Raw genomic sequence first — 21,183 nt, forward strand, 5'->3', positions numbered from 1 at the left:
GCGTTCCCTCACTTCGCGTAGTTGTAGACCGTTGCCCGGGACACGCCGAGCAGGTCCGCGATGGTCTGCGCGGCGTCGCGCGAGTCGAAGTAGCCGTCGCGCTGCAACTGCCGTACCAGCGCCTTCTTCTCCTCCCGGCTCAGCGTGCGCGGGGTGGCGGCGCGCTCGGCGGCGCGGGCCTCCACCGCCTCGCGCAGCTCGCGCGCGGTGCGGTCGCGCAGCGTCTCCAGGGGCCGCTCGCGGTGCTCGCAGTCCGTCGCCACCAGGTTCGACAGGGCGAGGGTGACGGGGGAGAGGACGGACACGTCGAGGTTCAGGCACAGGGCGGCGACGTACTCGCCGGCCGCGTTCTTGATGCCGATGGACGTGCTCTTGGCCGGACGGCCGTCGGGGAACCGGTTCGGGTAGTTCTGCACGACGCCGGGGTAGTCCGGGTCGGCGATGCGGGCCAGGCCCAACTCCGTGGCGGGGTCCCCGACCTGACGGCCAGACAGGTTGTTCTCAATGGCGCGGATCGCGTGGTCCGGGTCGCGCAGGTCGTGCAGCACGACCTCGCACAGGCCGGGGAACATGCGGCCCAGCGCGACCGCGATCTTCTCCGCCTCCCGGATGAGGTGTTCGTCCGCGCGGTCCTCACCCGTGGCGTCCGCCCGCTGGTCCATGGGACCCTCCCCCGCCGACCTCGACATACGGTCTACATCTGGACGCGAAGTCTAAGCTGTGCGGTGTTCCGCTGTCCAGGCGTTCCGGCCCGCACCGTCGCCCGTCGTCAACTACCCTCCGTACCAGCAGGTTTCGCATGGCACGTACCGTCTAGGGGGACGCATGGCAGACCGGTCCAGCGCGGGGCACCCGAAGTGGCTGCGCCGCTTCCACGATCCGGAGCCGGGGGCGCCTCGGCTGCTCTGCCTGCCGCACGCCGGCGGCTCCGCGAGCTTCTACTTCGCCGTCTCCAAGGCGCTGTCGCCCGCGGTGGACGTGCGCGCGGCGCAGTACCCCGGCCGTCAGGACCGCGCCGACGAGCCCTTCGCGCACTCGGTGCAGGAACTCGCGCAGGGGGTGTTCGACGAACTGGACGAGCGGGACACGACACCGCTGGCACTGTTCGGGCACAGCATGGGCGCCATGGTCGCCTTCGAGACGGCCCGGCTGCTGGAGAACGCCGGCCGGCCCCCCGCGGTGCTCTTCCTCTCCGGCCGCCAGGGCCCCACCGCCGAGCGCGCCGAGACCGTCCACCTGGACGACGACGCGCGGCTCATCGAGGAGGTCATGCGGCTCGACGGCACCGACGCCGCCGTGTTCCAGGACGAGGAACTGCTCCAGCTGGTCCTGCCCGCGCTGCGGGCCGACTACCGCGTCGTGGAGACCTACCGGCCCGCCCCCGGACCACGGCTGAGCTGCCCCCTCGTCGTCCTGACGGGCGACGCCGACCCCCGGGTGACCCCCGACGAGGCCCGCGCCTGGGCCCGGGAGACCGACGGCCCGTTCGAGTGCCACGTCCACCCCGGAGGCCACTTCTACCTGGTCGCGCGGCAGCAGGACGTCCTGGCCCGGATCGAGGCCGGGCTGCGGCGGTTCGCGCCCGGCGCCGGGGCGGCGGTCTGAGCCCGGCGGACGCGTGCGCCGGGCGGCACCGGTCGGGACGGTGCCGCCCGGCGGGAGGGCGTCAGCCCCTGATCGTGGCGGACTCGATGACCACCGGCTGGACGGGAACGTCCTGGTGGCCCCTGCTGCTGCCCGTCTTGACACCCTTGATGGCGTCGACGACGTCCTTGCCCTCGACGACCCGGCCGAACACGGCGTAGCCCCAGCCGTTCGGGGTCTTCGAGGAGTAGTTCAGGAACGCGTTGTCCGAAACGTTGATGAAGAACTGGGCCGTCGCCGAGTGCGGGTCGTTCGTCCGCGCCATCGCCACGGTGTAGTTGTCGTTCTTCAGCCCGTTGTCGGCCTCGTTCTGGATCGGCGCCAGGGTGGGCTTCTGCTGCATCTCCGGCGTGAAACCGCCGCCCTGGATCATGAAGTCGTTGATGACCCGGTGGAAAATCGTGCCGTCGTAGTGGCCGCTGCGCACATACGCCAGGAAGTTCTCGACCGTCTTGGGCGCCTCGGCGTCGTTCAGCTCCAGCACGATCTGGCCGGCGCTCGTGTTCAGCTCGACTGTCGACATGAAAAAATCTCCTCATTCCGGTGGGACTCGCCCACGCTACAGGTACGGACCGGCCGGCCGTTCTCCGGTGCGACCGACGGGCGCGCCGGTCAGACGGCCCGAGGGCCCCATGGAATATACGACCACAGGGCACGCGTACGACGCCGCGGCGCCCGGCCTCGAACGGCCATCCGGGTCATGACGAGGCGCCCGGACGGCCGCGCGCACCCATGTCCGCGGCCCTTCCCACCCCGTCGTGGCGCCGCCGCGTCGTGGCGCCGCCCCGTCCAGTCGGTGTCAGGACCGCCGGTGCGTGTCGCCGGGGGCCGGGGGCAGCGCCAGATGGGCCAGGTCGCCCGGCGGCGGCGTGGTCACCGGCCACAGCGGGGCGGCCTCCCCGTCGGCGAGCGCGGCCGGCGCGTCGGTGAGGTTCATCCGTTCCCGCAGCCGGCCGTAGAAGTCCATCGGACCGAGCCGGACCGCCTTCAGCCGGCGCGGAGCGGCGTACACCCCGATCCAGTCCCCGGGGCCGATCACCCCGCGCAGCTGGCCGTCGACGCTGACCGCGGCCCGCCCCGACCGCTGGAGCACCCGCAGCGCGATGGGCTCGTCCGGCGCGGCCACCACCGACCGGTTGAACACCATGTGCGGCGCGACCGGCGTGAACACCAGGCCCTCCGCGCGGGGCGAGACCACCGGACCGCCCGCGGCGAAGCTGTACGCCGTGGACCCCGTGGGCGTGGCCACCAGCAGCGCGTCCGCCGAGTAGGAGGCCAGCAGCCGGCCCGCCAGATACACCCCGACCGACACCTGCCGGTCCCGGGAGAGCTTCTCCAGGACCACGTCGTTCAGCGCGGTCACGTCCAGGGCGACCCCCCAGTCCCCGCCCGCCTCGCACTCGGTGCGCACCGGCGGCGGGGGCAGCAGCGGCCCGCGCCCGTAACCCAGCAGCGCCTCCATCTGCGCGGGCACCTCCAGCCGGCAGGACGCGCGCAGGGTGAGCAGCATCCGGTTCTCCACATGGATCCGGCCCTCCCGTACGGCGTCCAGGGCGGCCCGGACCGCCGGGGCGGGCACCTCGGTCAGAAAGCCGACCCGGCCCAGGTCGACACCGAGCACCAGGGCGTCGTTCTCGGCCGCCAGCCGGGCACCGCGCAGGAACGTGCCGTCGCCGCCCAGGGTGACGATGAGGTCCGGATCGCCCGCGCTGTCCAGCTCCTCGCGGGCGCTGTGCCGCGCGCCCTCGCGCCACACGTCGATGTCCGCGCAGCCCACCCCGTGCCCGGCGCACCACGCGCGCACCTCGCGCGCGGCGGCCACCGCCTCGGCGTGCCCGCCGTGCACGACCAGGCCGACACGGTTCACCGTCATACCCGCACACCCGCCTCCCAGCCGGTTTCCTGCCCGGCGTCATCCTCGCCGCGGACGGCACCGGCCCGGCGCACGCCACGCCGCCGGGCGGCACGGTGCCCCGGACATGCCGTACGGAGGGCCGCCGCCGGGCGTCGGCGTCGGCTCACCCCTGGGCATCGTCTGCCGCGAGGAACGGCGCCAGTACGGCCAGCAGCGCCTCCGGGCGGTCCAGCGGGATGATGTGGCCGCAGTCGGGGATCACATGCCCGGTCAACCGGTCGGCGTGCGGCCGCAGTTGGTGTTCCAGCGACCGGCCCACCGGGTGGGCGCCGACGGTGAGGGCGGGCACGGTGAGGCGGGCCCCGGCCACCGCATCCCGGATCTGCCGGGCACCGGCGGGCAGCGCCCGGTAGGGGCCGAACGCCGCGCGCAGCGCCTCACCGCCGGTGTGGGCCCGGACGAACTCGGCGCGCACGTCCGGCCGTACGCCCCGGCCCAGCGTGCCACGTCGGAGGAACCAGTCCACGTACGCCTCCTCGTGGCCCGTCAGCACCGACTCGGCCAGGCCGGGCGCCGCGTGGAACCCGAACCACCACGGCGGCCCGGCCGCGAGGAACTCCTCGGCGCCCGGCAGGTCGCCCAGCAGGGACTCCATCAGCACCAGCCGCCGCACCAGGTCCGGCCGCCGCATGGCCAGCAGGAACGCGGGCGGGGTGCCCAGGTCGATGCCGACCACGGCGGCCGGTCCCGCGCCGAGCGCCTCCAGCAGGCCCGCGGCGTCGGCGGCGAGCGTCCCGGCGTCGTAGCCGTCCACCGGCCGGTCGCTGTCGCCGAACCCGCGCAGGTCCGGCGCGATCACCCGGTACCGGCGGGCCAGTGGCCCGATGACCTCGCTCCACAGCCGCCAGGTGTGCGGGAAGCCGTGCAGCAGCAGCACGGCCGGGCCCGTGCCGGCCGTGGCGACGTTGAGTCCGGTCCCGTCGACGGTGACCCGGCGCAGCCGCACGCCGGGCAGGGAGGTGACAGTCATGAGCGGTCCCTGGAATTCCGTGGGTAACGAATAGTGACAAGGGAACGGTAGGTAACTAAGGTCGGCGGCAACAGACCGCACTTTCCCGTCAGTTGGTGAGCTTCAGGTGACCTCCCAGGCCGAGAACGCGTCCGCCGTGCGCGGCGACCTGTTCGACCCCGCGTGCCCGACCCGCCGGCTGCTCGACCGGATCGGCACGAAATGGACGTCGATGGCGGTGAAGGTGCTGGCCCAGGCCGCGCCGGGAGAGGTGCGCTTCGCCCAACTGCTGCGCCGGATGCCGGGCGTCTCGCAGAAGATGCTCTCGGCGACCCTGCGGAGCCTGGTCCGCGACGGCCTGGCCGAGCGCCGGGTGGAGCCCTCCGTGCCGCCCGGCGTGTACTACCGGCTCACCCCGCTCGGCCTGTCGCTCGACACGGTGCTCGCCGCCGTACGGGACTGGGCCGAGGAGCATATGGCCGAGGTCGACCGGGCCAACTCGCTGAGCGACCGGCCGGAGAAACCCGCCGAGCGGCCGGCGGGGGAGGCGGGCGACGACGCTCCGGTCCGCCCGGTGTGATCTCCCTCCTTGCGGCCGTCGCACCGCCCTGTGAGCCTCCACTCGAACGATTCTGCGAAGAACTGTCCTGCGAAGAACTGTCCCGCGAAGAAGTGTTATCGGCCCCGCGCCGGACGGTCTCCCAGGTGACGCACACCATCGTTCGGCGCAGAGGACAGGGAAGCTTTGATGAGGACACAGCACACGGTGGATACGGCGGCACTGGTCGACGCCGCCCGGGCGGGAGACCCGGCGGCCCAGGACGCCCTGGTCGGCGCCTACCTGCCGCTGGTGTACAACATCGTGGGGCGGGCCCTGAACGGTTCGGTCGACGTGGATGACGTGGTCCAGGAGACCATGCTCCGGGCCCTCGGCTCGCTCGGCGGCCTGCGTACCCCGGAGAGCTTCCGCTCCTGGCTCGTGGCCATCGCGATGAACCGGGTCCGGGCGCACTGGCGGGACCGCCAGCTCGCCCCCGGCGCCGTGGAGGAGGCCGCCGACGTCGCCGACCCGGGCGCCGACTTCGTGGATCTGACCATCGTCCGGCTCCAGTTGTCGGGCCAGCGCCGGGAGACGGCGCGGGCCACCCGCTGGCTGGAGCCGGAGGACCGCGAGGTGCTCTCGCTGTGGTGGCTGGAGTGCGCCGGCGAGCTGACCCGCGCCGAGGTCGCCACGGCCCTCGGGGTGTCACCGCAGCACACGGCGGTACGGGTGCAGCGGATGAAGGCGCGGCTGGAGTCGGCCCGCGTGGTGGTACGGGCGCTCGACACCCGGCCCGCCTGCGCCGAACTGGGTGGTGTGCTGGCCTCCTGGGACGGCCTGCCCTCCGCCCTGTGGCGCAAGCGGATAGCCCGGCACGCCCGCGACTGCGGGCGCTGCGGCGGCCTGTGGAACGGCCTGCTCCCGGCGGAGGGGCTGCTCGCCGGGCTCGCGCTCGTCGCGGTGTCCGCGGCACTGCCGGCGACGATACGGTCCGCCGTGGCGGCGGGCCTCCACCCGACCGCGTACGCCGACCCGACCGCGTACGCCGACCCGGCCGCGCCGGACACGGAGTTCACCGGACCGGATGGCTCGCACACCGGGACCGAGCGGGCCGGTGACAGTCCTGCGCGCGCCCGGACCGGGCGGCCGGGTCCCGTCGGTGTGCGCGCCTCCCGTCGTCGTACGACCGTCCGCGGCGAGGCACGGCGACGGCGGCGGACCCGGCGCCGGGCCGTCGGCGGGGCCGTGGTGGCGGCCTGCGTGGCGGGCGGCGGCCTGTGGTACTTCGGCGCCGGCTCCGGACCGGAGACCAAGGAGGCGACCGCCACGCCCACCAGCGGTGCCTTCATGGCCGACCTGTCCGCCCCCGGCCCGGTCCGGACCTCGGCGCCGCCCTCGGCCTCCTCGTCGCCGTCGCCCTCGCGGTCGAAGAAGCCGAGCCCCGCGAAAAGCCCCCGCCCCGCGCACACGACCGGCACCCCGAAGGCGCAGCCGTCCGCCCCCGCCGCCGCCTCCGCCACGCCGAGCCCCTCCCGGACGGTCCCGCGGACGCGTCCGGCGCCCGCCGGCACCGTGGCGCAGGTGGTCGCGCTGGTGAACAAGGAGCGGGCGGCGGCCGGCTGCGGCCCGGTCACCGAGGACCCGCGGCTGGATCGGGCCGCCCGGGGACACTCCGACGACATGGCCGCGCGCGGCTTCTTCGACCACACCAACCCCGACGGCGCCGGGCCCGGCGAACGCGTCACCGCCGCCGGCTACCGCTGGTCCACGTACGGCGAGAACATCGCCCGGGGCCAGCGGACCCCGCAGGCCGTGATGGACTCCTGGATGCACAGCCCCGGCCACCGGGCCAACATCCTCAACTGCTCCTTCAAGAACATCGGCGTAGGCGTCCACGACGGCTCGGGCGGCCCCTGGTGGACCCAGAACTTCGGCGCGAAACTCTGAACCGCGGGCCGTCACCCGTCCCTCCGCCGGCCCGTCACCCGTTCCCGGGCCGGGCCGCCGTGGGAGCGTTGCCCGGCGTGTGACCGAAGGCGCGCCGGAAGACGTCGATGAACGCGCTGGCCGAGGACCAGCCGCACCGGTGCGCCACCGTGGTCACCGGTGTCCCCTCGGCCAGCAGGACCAGCGCGTGGTGCAGCCGCAGCTGGGTGCGCCACTGCGGGAACGTCATCCCGAGGTCGCGACGGAACAGCCGGGACAGCGTACGGTCGCTCGCCCCGACCTCCCGGCCCAGCTCCGCCAGCGTCCGGCGGTCGGCCGGATCGGCGCGCAGGATGTCGCACAGCGCGCGCAGCACGGGTGACGCGGGCGCCGGCAGATGCAGCGGCTGCTGTGGCGAGGCGCGCAACTGGTCCAGCAACACCGCGCGCAGGCGGGCGCGTTCGGGGCTGCCGTCCTGCGGGCCACGGGTGTAGGCCACGATCAGCTCGCGCAGCAGCGGGCCCACGGCCAGCACGGTCGGCGAGTCCAGGCCGAGCGGGTTCTCCGCTGCGGGCAGCCCCAGCAGGTGCAACTCCAGCGCGCCGTGCGCCTGATGGGCGTGCACGGTGCCGGCCGGCACCCACAGGGCGCGGGTGGCCGGGGCGATCCAGGAACCCGTGTCGGTGGTGACGGCCAGCACGCCCCGGCCCGCGTAGACGATCTGGTGGTCGTCGTGCCGGTGGGCGTCTATCGCCGCGCCGGAGTCCAGCCACTGGGTCCGGGTGGGTGCCACCGGCTGATGGCGGATCCGCGTCATCACATGGCAGTTTATCGAAAGCGCGACAGACGGCCGGGGCCGCAGCATGACCGGGTGCGAAGGAAAACATCGATCACCCTGCTGTCCGTGGGGCATGCCTGCGTCGACGTCTACCAGGGAGCCGTCGCGTCCCTGATCCCGTTTCTGGTCGCCGAGCGCGGTTACGGCTACGCGGCGGCCTCGGGTGTCGTCCTCGCCGCCTCGCTGCTGTCCTCGGTGGCGCAGCCGCTGTTCGGTGCCCTCACCGATCGCCGCCCAATGCCCTGGCTGCTCCCGGCCAGTACGCTCCTGGCCGGCCTGGGCATCGCGCTGAGCGGCGGCGGCGGTTCGTACGCGCTGACGCTGGCGTGCGTGGCGGTGTCCGGGCTCGGCGTGGCCGCCTACCACCCCGAGTCCGCCCGTGTCGCCCGGCTGGCGGACGGCGGCCACAGCGCCATGGGCTGGTTCTCGCTGGGCGGCAACGTGGGCTTCGCCCTGGCCCCGTTGCTGGTCACGGCCGTCGTCGGCACCGGCGGGCTGCGCTGGACCCCGCTGCTGGCGCTGCCGGCGCTCGCCGGTGCCGCGCTGAGCCTGGCCGTGCTGCGCGCGCCCGGGCAGCGGCAGCGCCTGTTCGCCCCGGCGCCGGCCGCCGGCCCCGACGACCGGGCGTCCTTCGTGAGGCTGTCGCTGGCCGTGGTGTGCCGCTCCATCGTGTTCACCGGTCTGAGCGGCTTCCTGGCCCTGTACGCGGCCCAGCGCCTGGGCGGCGGCGTGACGGCCGGTACGGCCGCGCTGTTCGTGCTCTATCTCGGCGGCGCGGCCGGCTCCGTGCTGGGCGGCCGGCTGGCCGGGCGCCTGGACCGGGTGACGGTGTGCCGCTGGTCGTACCTGCTGACGGCCGCCGCGGTCGCGGGCGTCGTGCTCGTCCCCGGCCCCGCCCTGTACCTGTGCGTGGCGCTGACCTCGGCCGGCCTGTACGTCCCCTTCTCCCTCCAGGTGACGCTCGGCCAGGACTACCTGCCCTCGCGCGTCGGCACCGCCGGCGGCATCACGCTCGGGCTGACCGTCAGCGTCGGCGGACTGGTGAGCCCCCTCATCGGCCGGGTCGCCGACGCCACGTCCCTGCGCACCGCGCTGGCCCCGCTGGTGCTGATGCCGCTGCTGAGCTGGCTGCTGCTGCGCGGCCTGACCGAGCCCGCGGGCCCCGGCCGGCGGACGGACCCGCCGGCCGGCCCCGGTCAGCGGGCCGTGCCGAAGTCCTGGGTCCAGTAGCTGCCGGGCTGCGCCAGACCGACACCGATCTCCTGGAAGCCGCAGTTGAGGATGTTGGCCCGGTGTCCGGAGCTGGCCATCCAGCCCGCCATGACCTGCTCCGCCGTGGTGTAGCCGTAGGCGACGTTCTCGCCGTAGCTGCTCCAGGTGTAGCCGGCGCGCGTGATGCGCAGGCCGGGGTCGGACCCGTCCGTTCCGGTGTGCGACATGTTCCGGTGGGCGGCCATGTCCTCGCTGTGGGCCTGCGCGGCCTTGGTGAGCGCCGGGTTCAGGGTCAGCGGCCGGCAACCCACCTTGTCCCGCTCGGCGTTGACCAGCCGCAGGATCTCGGCGGTGACCCCGGACGCCGTGGCGGTGGGCGCCGGGGCAGCGGGCGCGGCGGCCGTCGGGGCCGCGGGGGTGGCGGCGGCCGTCGGGGCGGCCTCGGGGGTGCCGGGCACGGCGGTGGGCCGGGGCCGCTGTGCGGTGGGCCGGGCCGTCACCACCGGTCGCGTCCCGGGCTGCCGCACGGCCGGACGCGCGTGCGTGGGCCGCGCCTTGGCCGGGGGCGTGACCGGCGCGGACGGGGACGGCACGGTGGCGACCGGCTCCGAGGTCTGCGGCGCGGTGGTCTGCGGTGCGGAGGTCTGCCGTGCGATGGCTTGCGGGGTGGTGGTCTGCTCCGCGGCCGCGTCCACACCGTTGCGATGGTGATTCCTGTGAAGGTGCTGCTGCTGCGTCCCGGGCGTACTCGTCGCGCCGGCCCGCGGACGCGCGTCCGTGCCGTACGGCCAGTCGGAACAGGCCAGGGCGACGGATGGCACGCCCACGGCGCCGACGGCGGCGGCGGTGATGACTATGCGCCGGTAATGCTTGGTCTTGCGGTGCTGTCCCATACGTCAACCTCACTCGGTGATCGCGGAGCGCCCATTCTTGGGACGGCCTCATACGGGACGCAAAGAGACCGGCTACTACCGAGCCTCGTAGCACCGCCCGGGCCTTGCCAGCCGTGTCGGGAGATGCAGAAGTTCGCGACCGCGATGTTTGCCCGGCGCTGTCGGATCCTCAGGAGGCAGGCATGGGCGAGGAATACGGCGAGCCGCCCGTCGGCTGTCCCGGCGTCATGTGCGCCATGTCCCACCCCCACGGCAAGACGGACAAATCCCATATGTCGTGGGAGCCGCGTCTACTATCCGGCCCCCTTAGTGGCCGACAGCCCTGTGACGGTTGTCACCTCCGGCCGGGACCCTGTTCTTAAAGACGGGGAAACGGCGGGGCAACACGGCGGCACGAACCTTCCCTGCAACCTGCCCGGCACATCCGGGCGCAGCGCAGGACGAGGGGAGTGCCGTGACGGAGACCGTCGACAGCCAAGCGCCACCGGCCCCGCCCGGCAGCCGTACGTACAACGGCTGGACGCGGAACGACACGCTGGAGGACTACTCGCTGCGCTACGCGCCCAAGTCCTTCCGCCGCTGGACGCCGTACGTCGTGGCCACCACCGCCCTCGGCGGCATCGCCTACCTCGCGGACTTCGCCATCGGCGGCTCGATCGCCGTCGCGCACGGCTTCTCCAGCGCCCTGGTGGCGATCCTCACCGCCGCGGTGGTCATCTTCCTGACCGGCATCCCGATCTCGTACTACTCGGCCAAGTACTCCATCGACATGGACCTGCTGACCCGGGGCGCGGGATTCGGGTACCTCGGCTCGACCCTCACCTCGGTGATCTACGCGAGCTTCACCTTCATCTTCTTCGCCCTCGAAGGTTCCATCATGGCGCAGGCGCTGGAACTCGGCCTGCACATCCCGCTCCCCGTCGGATACGTCGTCTGCTCGCTGGTCATCCTGCCGCTCGTGATCCACGGCATGACCGCGCTGTCGAAGATGCAGGTGTGGACGCAGCCGGTCTGGCTGGTGCTGATGGTCGCCCCGTTCGTGTCCATCGCGATCCAGGAGCCCGGGAAGTTCTCGGAGTTCACCCACTTCGCGGGCGACTCGCCCACGGGCTCGAACCTCGGTGCGCTCGGTGTGGGCGCGGGCGCGGGTGTCGCGCTGTCGCTCATCGCGCAGATCGGCGAGCAGGTCGACTACCTGCGGTTCATGCCCGACAAGACCCCGCGCAACGGCAGGCGGTGGTGGGCCGCCGTGCTCGGGGGTGGTCCTCGGGGCGCTGAAGCAGATCGGTGGCGCCTTCCTGGCCTTCTGCGTCGCCGGAACCGCGGGGCTCGGCAAGGCCGACGAGCCGATCCGGCAGTACGTCCACGGGTTCGGCACCTTCGCCGCGCCGGTCGCCCTGGGCCTGGCGACCTTCTTCGTCATCCTTTCCCAGGTGAAGATCAACTCGACCAACGCGTACTCCGGTTCGCTGTCCTGGTCGAACTTCTTCTCCCGCCTGACACATCGTCACCCGGGCCGGGTCGTCTACATCTTCCTCAATGTCGGCATAGCGCTCGCGCTGATGGAGGGCGGTGTCTTCGGCTTCCTCAACACCGTTCTCGGCTTCTACTCCAACGTCGCGATCGCCTGGATCGGCGCGGTCGTCGCCGACCTCGTCATCAACAAACCGCTCGGACTCAGCCCGTCGTACATCGAGTTCAAACGGGCCCACCTGTACCACTTCAACCCGGTCGGCTTCGGCTCGATGCTGATCGCCTCCGGGGTGTCCATCGCCGCCTACTTCGACGCCTTCGGCGCCTACGGCAAGGCGTTCTCGCCGTTCATCGCGCTGTTCCTGGCCATGGCACTCTCGCCGCTGTTCGCGGTGCTCACCCGGGGCCGCTACTACCTCGCCCGCCCCGACGGCCTGGACGAGCCGCTGCTCGGTGCGGACGGGCTGCTCTCGGCCGCCGTGCTGACCTGCACCGTGTGCGCGACCGGGTTCGAACGGCCGGACATGGCGGGCTGCCCTTTCCATCAGGGGCCGGTCTGTTCGCTGTGCTGCAGTCTGGAGAAGGACTGCCACGACTCCTGCAAGCGCGGAGCCGGGGCGCCGGGGCCGGTCGCCCTCGGCCTGCCCACCGTCCGAACCGGCGACGGCCCCGCTCCGGGGGTGGCCGGCCGGGTGACTCACGGGGGCGGGTGACCGGGTGGCCGGGTGACTCGCAGGAGCGGGTGACCGGGAGCGGTGACCCGGTGACCGGATGCGCGAGTCGCCGGTGGCCGTGGGACGGCGTGCGCGGCGGCCGGAGCCTGGGCGGCCGGCCGCCGCGCATCCGTCCCCACGCTGTCGGCCGTGCGCCGTCACTCGTTCTGGAAGACGGCCTTGCTGACCTCGGCGGGGTTCTCGAACTTCTTCTTCCCGAGGTGGGAGATCCGCTCCGTGATCTCCTTGGGCGCGTGGTTTCTCTCGGCCGCCTTCCGAAGGTCGTCGGTACCGGCCGGGTAGTCCACGCCGGACAGGGCTTTCTGCAGGTCAGGTGGGGTGATACCCGCCATGGCTCCTCCTGGCAGTGAATCGGGATCGTCGGCGCGGATGCCGCGCCGGGACTGCTCAGGTACCCCTCCCACGGAAGCGGATTCAAATATTCCGGTTGGTGATGGGCCGAGCCGGGCGCGGGTACCCGACGGTTCCGCGACAGGCACGGGACCACGAGGAGAGGACCGGATGAGCGAGAACACACCGTCCCAGGCCGAGGGCGAGCGCGAGACGGACGCCCCGGACACGGAGCAGCCGGCCCGCACCACCCCCTCCCAGGCGGAGGGGGAGGACACCGCCGAGGAGACCCCCGACGAGGAAGACGACGACGCGTAGGGAGGCATCATGAGCACGGCACACACCAGCGTGCCGGAGGTGCTGGACGCGGTGAAGGACGTGACCTACCCGGCCGGCAAGGAACAGCTGGTCTCGGCCGCCCGGCGGGCCGGCGCCACGGAGGAGGTCGTCAAGGCCCTGCGCGGCATGCCCGCCGAGGAGTACGCCGGCCGCGCCGAGGTCGCGAGGTCGGTCCGGGTGGACCCGGACTCCGACCTCGGACCCGACGCCGGCCGGCGGGCCGGACAGGCCCGGCGCGGCGGCAAGCCGGGCCTCTCCCAGCACCTGCGGGAAGAGCCGAAGACACCCATCCACGAGGAGTTCGACCGCTGAACCGGCCCCTGGGACGGCCGAAGGAGCCTTGACCGCTTCGAGAGCCCCGCCTAGCGTGACGCACCCATCAGAACAGGCAGGGCAGGAGGCTCGGTGACGGCCCATCCGCACGGCACCCCGGACGGGGCGTCCGCCGGCCGCCCCCTGCGGGTGGAGACACACGGCCTCGACGTGATCGAGGACGCGGAACGCAAGGGCACCCCGCGCACCCTCTTCTGGCCCTGGTTCGGGGCCAACGTCTCCGTCCTCGGCCTCGGCTACGGCGCGTTCGCGTTGGGCTTCGGCATCTCCTTCCGGCAGGCCCTGGCCGCCGGCGCGCTCGGCATCGTCGTCTCGTTCCTGCTGTGCGGCTTCGTCGCGGTCGCCGGCAAGCGCGGCTCGGCCCCGACCATGGTGCTCAGCCGGGCCGCGTACGGCGTGCGCGGCAACCGGCTGCCGGCCGTCGTGTCCTGGGTGCTCACCGTCGGCTGGGAGACCGTCCTCACCGCGCTCGCCACCATGGCCACCGCGACCGTCTTCGGCGCCCTCGGCTGGGGCGGCGGCACCGGGACCAAGGCCGCCGCCCTCATGGTGGTGGCCGCGCTGACCGTCGTCGGCGGAGTCATGGGCTTCGACCTGATCATGCGGCTGCAGACCTGGATCACCCTGGTCACGGGCATCCTCACCATCGTCTACGTCGCCCTCGTCGCCGACCGGATCCACTGGAGCGCGGTCGACGCCCTGCCGGCCGGTCCGGCCCAGCGGTTCATCGGCGCGCTGGTGTTCATGATGACCGGCTTCGGACTCGGCTGGGTCAACGCCGCCGCCGACTACTCCCGCTATCTGCCCCGGGGCTCCTCCAGCCGGGGAGTCATCGGCTGGACCACGTTCGGCGCCTGCCTGGCCCCGCTGGTGCTGCTGGTCTTCGGCCTGCTGCTGGCCGGCTCCGCCCCGGAGCTGAGCCAGGCGATCGCGGCCGACCCGATCGGCGCGCTGGCCACCGTCCTGCCGCCCTGGTTCCTGGTGCCGTTCGCCGTGGTCGCCGTCCTGGGCCTGGTCGGCGGCGCCGTCCTCGACATCTACTCCTCCGGCCTGGCCCTCCTCTCGGCCGGCCTGCGGGCGCCCCGCTACCTGGCCGCCCTCCTCGACGGCATCCTGATGATCGCCGGCTCGGTCTACATCGTGTTCTTCGCCGACGACTTCCTCGGCCAGTTCACGGGTTTCCTCACCACACTCGGCGTGCCCATCGCGGCCTGGGCCGGCGTCATGCTCGCCGACCTGGCGCTGCGCCGCCGCGACTACGACGAAGCCGACCTGTACCGGCCGCACGGCCGCTACGGCGACGTGCCCCTCCTCCCGCCGGGCGTGACCCTCGCCGCCACCGCCGTCGGCTGGGGCCTGGTCACCAACACCGCCGCGCACTGGCTGGCCTGGCAGGGCTACCTCCTGGCGCCGCTCGGCCTCGGCGGCCGTACCGGCCCCTGGGCGTACGCGAACCTGGGTGTCCTGGCCGCCCTGGTCCTCGCCTTCCTGGGCACGCTGTCGACCGGCCGGGCCCGGATACGGCGCCAGGAGGCGCGAGTCCCCGGCCCGGCGCGCGAGCAGCTGCCGCTCCCATGAGTCCCGGAAACGGCGCCGTGACCGGTTGCCCGGCCCAGGGGCGCCCCGCGACCTGTGTGCCGGCGATCCATGTGCTCGCGATCCATGTGCCGGGGATCCACCTGTCGCGCGTACGCATGCCCCGCACCCCACCGGGTACGCGACGCGGGAGCACGCCCGGGGCGCCGAGCCGTCCCGGCAGCCCGTACGACCGCCGAACCTGGGGACCAGCCATGGAGACACCCGCACACGCCGACCCGCCGACGCCGGCCCAGCAGGCACTGGACGCGCTGACCGTGAACGCCGAGGACCAGGCCGCCCTGGACACCCTCGCCCACAGCGACGTACTCGTCCCGGTGCCGGACGACGCGCTGGACGGAGAGGGCGCCGATGCAACGACGGTGGCCCTGCCCGTCCTGGAACAGCCCGGCGGCGATGCGGTCGTCCCGGTGTTCACCACGGAGGGCGAGATGGCCGATCTGCTGCCCTTCGTCTCGCGCTACCGACTGATCCCGCTCGGCGCGCTCGCCGCGCAGTGGCCCGACGAGAACCTGTCCCTCGCCATCGACGGCAGCTCGTCCCACGCGCTGACCCTCACGTCACAGGGGGTCCGCACACTGCTGGCCCGCTGAGCGCACGGCCACCGTCCGCGGGCATCGCCGGGGCACCGACCCCGGCGGCGCCCGCAGTCATGCCCCCTGGAGTTCCTGCCCGGCCAGCATGCGCCGCAGCACCGCCCGCTGGAGCGGCAGTACCTCGGCGTGCAGGGCGCGGCCCTTGGGGGTGAGCGCGACCCACACCCCGCGCCGGTCCTCCGCGCACACCGAGCGTTCCACCAGACCGTCCTTCTCCAGCCGGCCGATCAGCCGGGACAGCGCGCTCTGGCTGAGGTGGACCCGGCCGACCAGGTTCTGCACCCGGCACTGCTCACCCTGCTCGGGCGGCTCCGTGGCCAGCAGGTCAAGCACCTCGAAGTCGCTGGCGCCCAGCCCGTGCGGGTGCAGGACGCGGTCGATCTCGCACATCGTGCGCGCGTGCACGGCGAGGATGTCCCGCCAGCGTTCCTCCAGCCGGGTCTCGGCCGTGTTGACTGCCATAACCGCACGGTAGCACCGTCCCGGCTATTCGTTGAGTATGCAACTAGTGCCGGGGCGGGTGGGCGCCCCGCACTCAGGCCGCCGGGTCCGAGGGGTCCGCCGGCGCCGACGGGTCCTGGAGCAGCCCCAGGTGGTTGCCGTCGGGGTCCTTCACGAAGGCGATCAGCCGGCCGCCGCCGACGTCCTGCGCGTCCTGGAGCAGTTCGGCGCCCGCCGCCAGCAGCGCCGCGAGCCGCTCCCGCAGATCCGTGACGTGCCAGTACGGCACCGGACCGGTCATGCCCTTGGCGTGCCCGGCCGGGTCCAGCCCGACGTCCTGGCCGGCGGCCTTGAAGCCCACGTAGTACGGCTCGTCCGCGTACGGCTCGACGCCCAGCAGCGCGCCGAACAGGGCCTTGGCGCGGTCCAGGTCCTTCACCGGGTAGATGATCGTCCGCAGGCCTGCGGTCATGATGCCCACTCCTTCGCACAGCGGTCGCCCGGCCTCACGGGACCGGGGCACCGACGGGCTCCCCGCCGGTGCCCCCACGCTAGGACGGGCGAGCCCGCGGCGGCTTCTCCGATCCTGACCGGTTGCCGCCACCCGCTGTGCGGCACATCTCCCGGATCCACTGTGCGGCACGTTGCCGGCCGGTCGCGGTGTCATTCGTTGTGCAGCACCTCGGCGACGGTGAGCCGGGCCGCCCGGCGCGCGGGCACCAGCGCCCCCACGACGGCGATCAGCACCCCGGCGAGGGCGAGCACGGCCAGGAGAGGCGGATGCCAGACCTCCGTCATGGAACCGGGCAGCGTGATGTCCAGCCCGGCCGCCATCCGCGGCACCACCATCCGGTGGGCGGCGATGCCCAGCGGGACCCCCAGCAGCGACCCGAGCACGCCGAGCACCGCCATCGACGTCACCGTCATCACCGTCACCTGGCCCGGGGTCATCCCGATCGACTTCAGCATCCCGAGGTCACGGCGTCGGTCGTGGGTGTTGAGCACGGCGGTGTTGAAGACACCGAGGGAGGCGACCAGCGCCAGCATCAGGGTCAGCGCGGTCGCGGAACCGACAATGGTGCCGGTGACGCTGTTCCCCCCGCTCAACTGCACGGACAGCCCCCGGTCGGCGGCTTGGACCGCGCGGGCGTACGCCTCCTGCTCCACGCCCTCGCCCAGCTTCACGTGGTACGCGATGGGCCGCACCTCGGGTATCAGCGCGGTGACCGTCGGCCAGTCGCCGATGACCAGCCGGTCGTCGGTGTCCAGGGTCTCGCCCACGACGGTCACCCGCTCCTCGTGACCGTCCTTGCGCAGCCGCAGCCGGTCCCCGAGCCGCACCCCGTTGCGGCGCAGGAACGGCGACCCGGCCACCACCTCCCCCGTCCGGCTCATCCAACGTCCCTTCACCAGCATGGTGTCCAGGGACCGGCCGCCGCGCCGGCCCTCGAACATCACCACGTTCGTACTGCCCACGAGGAGCACCTCGTCGTCCGACCGCGCCGTGATGTGACGCGCGCCCGGCAAGGAGGCCAGCAGCGCCTGGAGTTCACGGTCGCCGCGCGCCGGCCGCACCTCCTTGCCGTTGTGGTGCGTCCCCACGTAGACGGTGACGTCGTAGGTGCGGTCACCGCCGTCCCCGAAGCTGTTCAGCGTCGCCGCCAGCCCGGTCGCGAAGGTCACCGTGGTCACCCCGAGGACCACGGCGGCCAGTGTGAGCGCGCTGCGCGCGGGCCGGGCGAACGGCAGCCCCGCGCCGAGGCTCACCGAGCGGGGCAGCCGGGTGCCCGCCAGGCGCCGCTGAAGACCGAGCGCCCGTCCGGCCCGGGGCGCGCTGCCCGCGCTGATGGCCCGCGCCGCCGGCAGCCGCCGCGCCCGCACCGAGGGGCCGAGGGCGGCGAGCACACAGACCAGGGGCATGCCGAGCAGGGCCACCAGGTTCACCCGGAGCGGGATCCCCAGGCTGTCGTGCAGCACTCCCGAGGCCGGTCCGGAGAACACGAAATCCAGGAACGGCTTCGCCAGCAGATTGCCGGCCACGGTGCCGAGCCCGCAGCCCAGGACCGCCGGCACGGAGATCATCGTCAGATAGACGCCCAGCACCTGCCCCGGGGTGAAGCCCAGCGCCTTCAGGATGCCGATGTGCCGGAACCCGGAGACCACGGCCCCGCCGACCACATTGGCGACGATCAGCACCGCCACCAGGATGCCGAGCACCCCGAACGCCATCAGATACGGCGCGTACGCGCGCGCGTTGCCGCCGATCCGGTGCTTGAGCGCCAGATACGTCTGCGACCCGGCGAGCGAGCCCGGCGGCAACTCCTTCGTCACCGCGTCCAGTTCCGCGCGCAACTCCCGCTCCGACCCCGCGTCCCGGAACCGGAACAGCATCTGCCGGCCGGCCGGGTGCAGCGCTTCGATCTGCTCCGGCGCGACCCAGGCGTCCGCCGTGTGGCTCAGGTCGAAGGCGAATCCGACGATGGTGAGCCGTGGGCCGGACGGCACCTGGAACTCCTTGCCGAGGTCGTCGGCGGTCCAGTCGCGCTGCCGGTTCAGGATCATCTCGCCCGGCCGGGTCGGCCAGCGGCCCGCCCACAGATCCACCCGGTCCACCGGCCCGCCGGGACCGGGACGGCCCACCACGGTGATCTCACCGCCGAGCCCGAAGTCCGCCGCACCGCGCGGAATACCGACCGTCGCCCGCGCGAACGGCCCCGCCACCGCCTCCACCCCGGGCCGCCGGGCCGCGCGCGCCAGCCGGGCGTCCGACACCTTTCCGCTGTCGAAGGCGGCCACGACATGCGGCCCGTGCAGCTTCTCGAAGGCGCGGTCGAAGGGTGCCGACGCCGCGTCGACCAGCCCCAGCGCCACCACCGTCGACCCCGTCGACACCAGGGTGACCAGCCAGATCACCAGCGTCTGCAGCCGCCGCCGGCGCACGGCCGCCCGCGCCGCCTGCCACACCGCCCTCATACCGACGGCTCCAGGGTGTGCCCGCCGGTCACCCGGCCGTCGGCCAGCAGCACCAGCCGGCTCGCGCAGCGCTGCGCCAGATGCTCGTCATGGGTGACGATGACCAGGGTCTGGCCGATCTGGTTCAGGTCGATCAGCAGGTCCATCACCTGCTCCCCGGCCCGGCTGTCCAGCGCGCCGGTCGGCTCGTCGGCCAGCAGCAGCGCGGGCCGGTTCATCAACGCCCGAGCCACCGCGACCCGTTGCCGCTCGCCGCCGCTGAGCACCGCCGGATACGCGTTGCGCCGGTCCGCGATCCCCAGCTCCTCGAACAGCTCCAGCGCCCGCCGCCGGGCCTGCCGGGCCGGCGTCCCCGTCAACTGGGCGGCCAGCGCCACGTTGTCCAGCGCCGACAGGTCGTCGACGAGGTTGAAGAACTGGAAGATCATCCCGATCCGGCGCCGCCGGTACAGCGCCAGCCCCTTCTCGCCCAACTCCCCGACGTTCTCGCCGTGGACGACGATCCGCCCGGCCGACGGCCGGTCCAGTCCGGCGATCATGTTGAGCAGCGTGGACTTGCCGCACCCCGAGGGGCCCATCACCGCGACCGCCTCCCCGGCCCGGATCTCCAGCGACACCCCGTCGAGCGCGACCGTCTCGCCGTACTCCTTGCGTACCCCGTCGAGCCGTATGACGGGGTCTTCCGTTCTCACCTCGGTGACCATGGGCAGGACGCTAGACGCGAGCCCGCGTCCCGGGCATCCCTCCCCGGATGGCACTGGGCCGCGGGACTCGTCCCGGGGATGCAGGGCGCTGAATCCCCAGGCCGATGCGGATGTCAGTGGTGTCTGCGACAGTGGTGGCCATGGGGGAGTACGAGGTGCTGACGGCGGCGCTCGCGGTGGCGTGCGCGGCCGTCCTGGGGCTGGCCGTGGCGCTGGCGCGGGCCCGGCGCCGCTGGCAGGCGGCGGTCGGCGAGCGGGGCTGGCTGCTGGAACGGGAGCGGGAGAGCGCCGCCGAGGCCGCGATCGCGGCCGAACGGGACCGGATCGCGAGGGAGTTGCACGACATCGTCAGCCACAACGTCAGCCTGATGGTCGTCCAGGCGAGCGCCGCCCGCGAGGTGCTCGGCACCATGCCGGACGAGGCGGCGACCGCGCTCCGCGCCGTGGAGGACGCGGGCCGGGGCGCGATGACCGAACTGAGACACCTGCTGGGCCTGCTGGCGCCCGCGCAGGACGGCACGGACGGCGACCCGGGACCGGGCGGGCCGGCGGTGGAGCCGCTCGCCCCGCAGCCCGGCCTGGACCGGCTCGGCCCGCTGGTGGACCGGATATCGTTCGCCGGACTGCCCGTCGAGGTCCACGTAGCGGGCGAGCCGTGCCCGCTGCCGCAGGGCGTCGATGTGACCGCCTACCGCATCATCCAGGAGGCCCTGACCAACGCCCTGCGGCACGGCGACGGCGGCAAGGCCCAGGTGACCGTCCGCTACGCCGGCCACGCCCTGCGCGTCGAGATCCTCAGCACCGGCCCCAGCGTGCTCACCGGCACCGCGCGGTCCGCCCCCGGCAGCGGCAGCGCGCCCCCCGCTCCGCGACCACACGGCGAGGGCACCGGACGCGGTCTGCTCGGCCTGCGGGAACGGGTCGCCGTCTACGGCGGTGAGCTGGACGCCCGGCGCAGACTCGGCGGTGGCTTCCGGGTGCGCGCCCGCATACCCCTGGACCGGCCGTGACCTTGGACGCGCCCGGGCGGGCGCCGCGCGTCCTGATCGCCGACGACCAGCGGCTGATCCGGACCGGCTTCCGGCTGATCCTCACCGCCCGGGGCATCGAGGTGGCGGGCGAGGCCGCCGACGGGGCCGAGGCGGTCACCGCGGTCCGTGAACTGAGGCCGGACGTCGTCCTCATGGACATCCGCATGCCGGTCATGGACGGCCTGGAGGCCACCCGGCGCATCCTGGCCGAAGCACCCGGCTGCCGGGTGCTCATGCTGACCACCTTCGACCTGGACCGGTATGTGTACGCGGCCCTGTCCCTGGGAGCCAGCGGCTTCCTGCTCAAGGACGTCACCCCGGAGCATCTGGCGGCGGCCGTACGGCTGGTCGGCACCGGCGACGCCCTGCTGGCCCCGCAGATCACCCGGCGCCTGGTGGAGCGGTACGCGGCCGACGCCGGCCGGACGGCCCCGGCCGTCCCCGCCGACCTGGCCGCGCTCACCCCGCGCGAGCGGGAGGTGCTCACCCTGATGGGCCGGGGCCTGTCCAACACGGAACTGGCCGCCGAACTGACGCTCAGCGAGGCCACGGTCAAGTCCCACGTGGCCCGCATCTTCGCCAAACTCGGCCTGCGCGACCGCGCCCAGGCAGTGGTCGTCGCCTACGAGACGGGCCTGGTGAGACCGGGCGCACGGTGACGAAGGGAGGGCCCGAAGGGGTGCGGGGAACCGCGCGACCGGCCACGACGAAGCAG

At 73.5% G+C, this 21,183-nt stretch carries 21 protein-coding genes and 1 pseudogene; 11 read left to right on the top strand and 11 right to left on the bottom strand.

Annotated elements, in window-relative coordinates:
- Window positions 1-8: 8 nt before the first annotated feature.
- Window positions 9-662: a helix-turn-helix transcriptional regulator gene (locus ABD350_RS36210; RefSeq protein ID WP_344353411.1), complete on the bottom strand. Its 654-nt coding sequence runs from the start codon at window positions 660-662 to the stop codon at window positions 9-11.
- Between the two features lie 163 nt (window positions 663-825).
- On the opposite strand from ABD350_RS36210, the gene ABD350_RS36215 reads away from it, so the two are divergent.
- A complete protein-coding gene (locus ABD350_RS36215; RefSeq protein ID WP_344353413.1) occupies window positions 826-1,605 on the top strand; it encodes a thioesterase II family protein in 780 nt (259 codons plus the stop codon).
- Between the two features lie 61 nt (window positions 1,606-1,666).
- Here the strand turns inward: ABD350_RS36215 and ABD350_RS36220 are convergent, their stop codons facing one another.
- The 3 genes from ABD350_RS36220 to ABD350_RS36230 form a co-directional block, all read right to left on the bottom strand.
- The gene (locus tag ABD350_RS36220; protein WP_344353415.1) at window positions 1,667-2,167 is read right to left on the bottom strand and encodes a peptidylprolyl isomerase; all 501 of its coding nucleotides are present in this window, start codon (window positions 2,165-2,167) and stop codon (window positions 1,667-1,669) included.
- A gap of 276 nt (window positions 2,168-2,443) precedes the next feature.
- On the bottom strand, window positions 2,444-3,517 hold the full coding sequence (locus ABD350_RS36225; RefSeq protein ID WP_344353417.1) for an NAD(+)/NADH kinase: 1,074 nt from the start codon (window positions 3,515-3,517) through the stop codon (window positions 2,444-2,446).
- Between the two features lie 145 nt (window positions 3,518-3,662).
- The gene (locus ABD350_RS36230; protein WP_344353418.1) at window positions 3,663-4,529 is read right to left on the bottom strand and encodes an alpha/beta fold hydrolase; all 867 of its coding nucleotides are present in this window, start codon (window positions 4,527-4,529) and stop codon (window positions 3,663-3,665) included.
- 106 nt (window positions 4,530-4,635) lie between these two features.
- On the opposite strand from ABD350_RS36230, the gene ABD350_RS36235 reads away from it, so the two are divergent.
- Both ABD350_RS36235 and ABD350_RS36240 read left to right on the top strand, forming a co-directional pair.
- Window positions 4,636-5,088, top strand: coding sequence for a winged helix-turn-helix transcriptional regulator (locus ABD350_RS36235; protein WP_344353419.1), 453 nt, complete (start codon window positions 4,636-4,638; stop codon window positions 5,086-5,088).
- A 168-nt stretch (window positions 5,089-5,256) separates the two neighbouring features.
- Window positions 5,257-6,996, top strand: coding sequence for a sigma-70 family RNA polymerase sigma factor (locus ABD350_RS36240; protein ID WP_344353421.1), 1,740 nt, complete (start codon window positions 5,257-5,259; stop codon window positions 6,994-6,996).
- Window positions 6,997-7,030: 34 nt separating this feature from the next.
- Here the strand turns inward: ABD350_RS36240 and ABD350_RS36245 are convergent, their stop codons facing one another.
- On the bottom strand, window positions 7,031-7,792 hold the full coding sequence (locus ABD350_RS36245) for a helix-turn-helix transcriptional regulator (RefSeq protein ID WP_344353422.1): 762 nt from the start codon (window positions 7,790-7,792) through the stop codon (window positions 7,031-7,033).
- 54 nt (window positions 7,793-7,846) lie between these two features.
- Here ABD350_RS36245 and ABD350_RS36250 point away from each other — a divergent pair, with 54 nt between their 5' ends.
- A complete protein-coding gene (locus ABD350_RS36250) occupies window positions 7,847-9,043 on the top strand; it encodes an MFS transporter (RefSeq protein WP_344353423.1) in 1,197 nt (398 codons plus the stop codon).
- Here ABD350_RS36250 and ABD350_RS36255 read toward each other — a convergent pair.
- Window positions 9,010-9,918, bottom strand: a complete 909-nt coding sequence (locus tag ABD350_RS36255) for a CAP domain-containing protein (RefSeq protein WP_344353424.1) — start codon at window positions 9,916-9,918, stop codon at window positions 9,010-9,012. The genes ABD350_RS36250 and ABD350_RS36255 overlap by 34 nt on opposite strands.
- Window positions 9,919-10,372: 454 nt before the next feature.
- Here ABD350_RS36255 and ABD350_RS36260 point away from each other — a divergent pair.
- Window positions 10,373-12,104 (top strand): annotated as a pseudogene (locus ABD350_RS36260) (purine-cytosine permease family protein).
- A 158-nt stretch (window positions 12,105-12,262) separates the two neighbouring features.
- Here the strand turns inward: ABD350_RS36260 and ABD350_RS36265 are convergent.
- Window positions 12,263-12,457, bottom strand: coding sequence for a DUF2795 domain-containing protein (locus ABD350_RS36265; protein ID WP_344353426.1), 195 nt, complete (start codon window positions 12,455-12,457; stop codon window positions 12,263-12,265).
- A 169-nt stretch (window positions 12,458-12,626) separates the two neighbouring features.
- Between ABD350_RS36265 and ABD350_RS36270 the strand changes: the two genes are divergently transcribed.
- The 4 genes from ABD350_RS36270 to ABD350_RS36285 all read left to right on the top strand — a co-directional run bounded on the left by ABD350_RS36270 (window position 12,627) and on the right by ABD350_RS36285 (window position 15,316).
- The gene (locus tag ABD350_RS36270; RefSeq protein WP_344353427.1) at window positions 12,627-12,773 is read left to right on the top strand and encodes a hypothetical protein; all 147 of its coding nucleotides are present in this window, start codon (window positions 12,627-12,629) and stop codon (window positions 12,771-12,773) included.
- Window positions 12,774-12,782: 9 nt separating this feature from the next.
- Window positions 12,783-13,106, top strand: a complete 324-nt coding sequence (locus tag ABD350_RS36275; RefSeq protein ID WP_344353429.1) for a DUF2795 domain-containing protein — start codon at window positions 12,783-12,785, stop codon at window positions 13,104-13,106.
- A gap of 93 nt (window positions 13,107-13,199) precedes the next feature.
- The gene (locus tag ABD350_RS36280; RefSeq protein WP_344353431.1) at window positions 13,200-14,705 is read left to right on the top strand and encodes a purine-cytosine permease family protein; all 1,506 of its coding nucleotides are present in this window, start codon (window positions 13,200-13,202) and stop codon (window positions 14,703-14,705) included.
- Between the two features lie 212 nt (window positions 14,706-14,917).
- The gene (locus tag ABD350_RS36285; RefSeq protein WP_189755302.1) at window positions 14,918-15,316 is read left to right on the top strand and encodes an SseB family protein; all 399 of its coding nucleotides are present in this window, start codon (window positions 14,918-14,920) and stop codon (window positions 15,314-15,316) included.
- A gap of 57 nt (window positions 15,317-15,373) precedes the next feature.
- Here the strand turns inward: ABD350_RS36285 and ABD350_RS36290 are convergent, their stop codons facing one another.
- From ABD350_RS36290 to ABD350_RS36305, 4 genes are all read right to left on the bottom strand, one after another.
- Entirely contained in the window at window positions 15,374-15,781 is a 408-nt protein-coding gene (locus ABD350_RS36290) for a MarR family winged helix-turn-helix transcriptional regulator (RefSeq protein WP_344353434.1), read from the bottom strand.
- 73 nt (window positions 15,782-15,854) lie between these two features.
- Window positions 15,855-16,232 (bottom strand): VOC family protein, encoded by a 378-nt coding sequence (locus ABD350_RS36295; protein ID WP_344353435.1) that lies wholly within the window; start codon window positions 16,230-16,232, stop codon window positions 15,855-15,857.
- 191 nt (window positions 16,233-16,423) lie between these two features.
- On the bottom strand, window positions 16,424-18,733 hold the full coding sequence (locus ABD350_RS36300; protein ID WP_344353437.1) for an ABC transporter permease: 2,310 nt from the start codon (window positions 18,731-18,733) through the stop codon (window positions 16,424-16,426).
- Window positions 18,730-19,437: an ABC transporter ATP-binding protein gene (locus tag ABD350_RS36305; protein ID WP_344353438.1), complete on the bottom strand. Its 708-nt coding sequence runs from the start codon at window positions 19,435-19,437 to the stop codon at window positions 18,730-18,732. The genes ABD350_RS36300 and ABD350_RS36305 overlap by 4 nt, the downstream gene beginning before the upstream one ends.
- 140 nt (window positions 19,438-19,577) lie before the next feature.
- On the opposite strand from ABD350_RS36305, the gene ABD350_RS36310 reads away from it, so the two are divergent.
- Complete coding sequence (locus ABD350_RS36310; RefSeq protein ID WP_344353439.1) at window positions 19,578-20,447, top strand: sensor histidine kinase; 870 nt, start codon at window positions 19,578-19,580, stop codon at window positions 20,445-20,447.
- Window positions 20,444-21,127 carry a response regulator gene (locus ABD350_RS36315; protein WP_344353440.1) on the top strand — a complete coding sequence of 228 codons (684 nt, stop codon included), beginning with the start codon at window positions 20,444-20,446 and terminating at the stop codon, window positions 21,125-21,127. The genes ABD350_RS36310 and ABD350_RS36315 overlap by 4 nt, the downstream gene beginning before the upstream one ends.
- The last annotated feature ends 56 nt before the right edge of the window (window positions 21,128-21,183 follow it).

It is taken from the genome of Streptomyces nogalater, from assembly GCF_039532885.1.
In the GTDB taxonomy this organism is placed as follows: Bacteria; Actinomycetota; Actinomycetes; order Streptomycetales; family Streptomycetaceae; genus Streptomyces; species Streptomyces nogalater.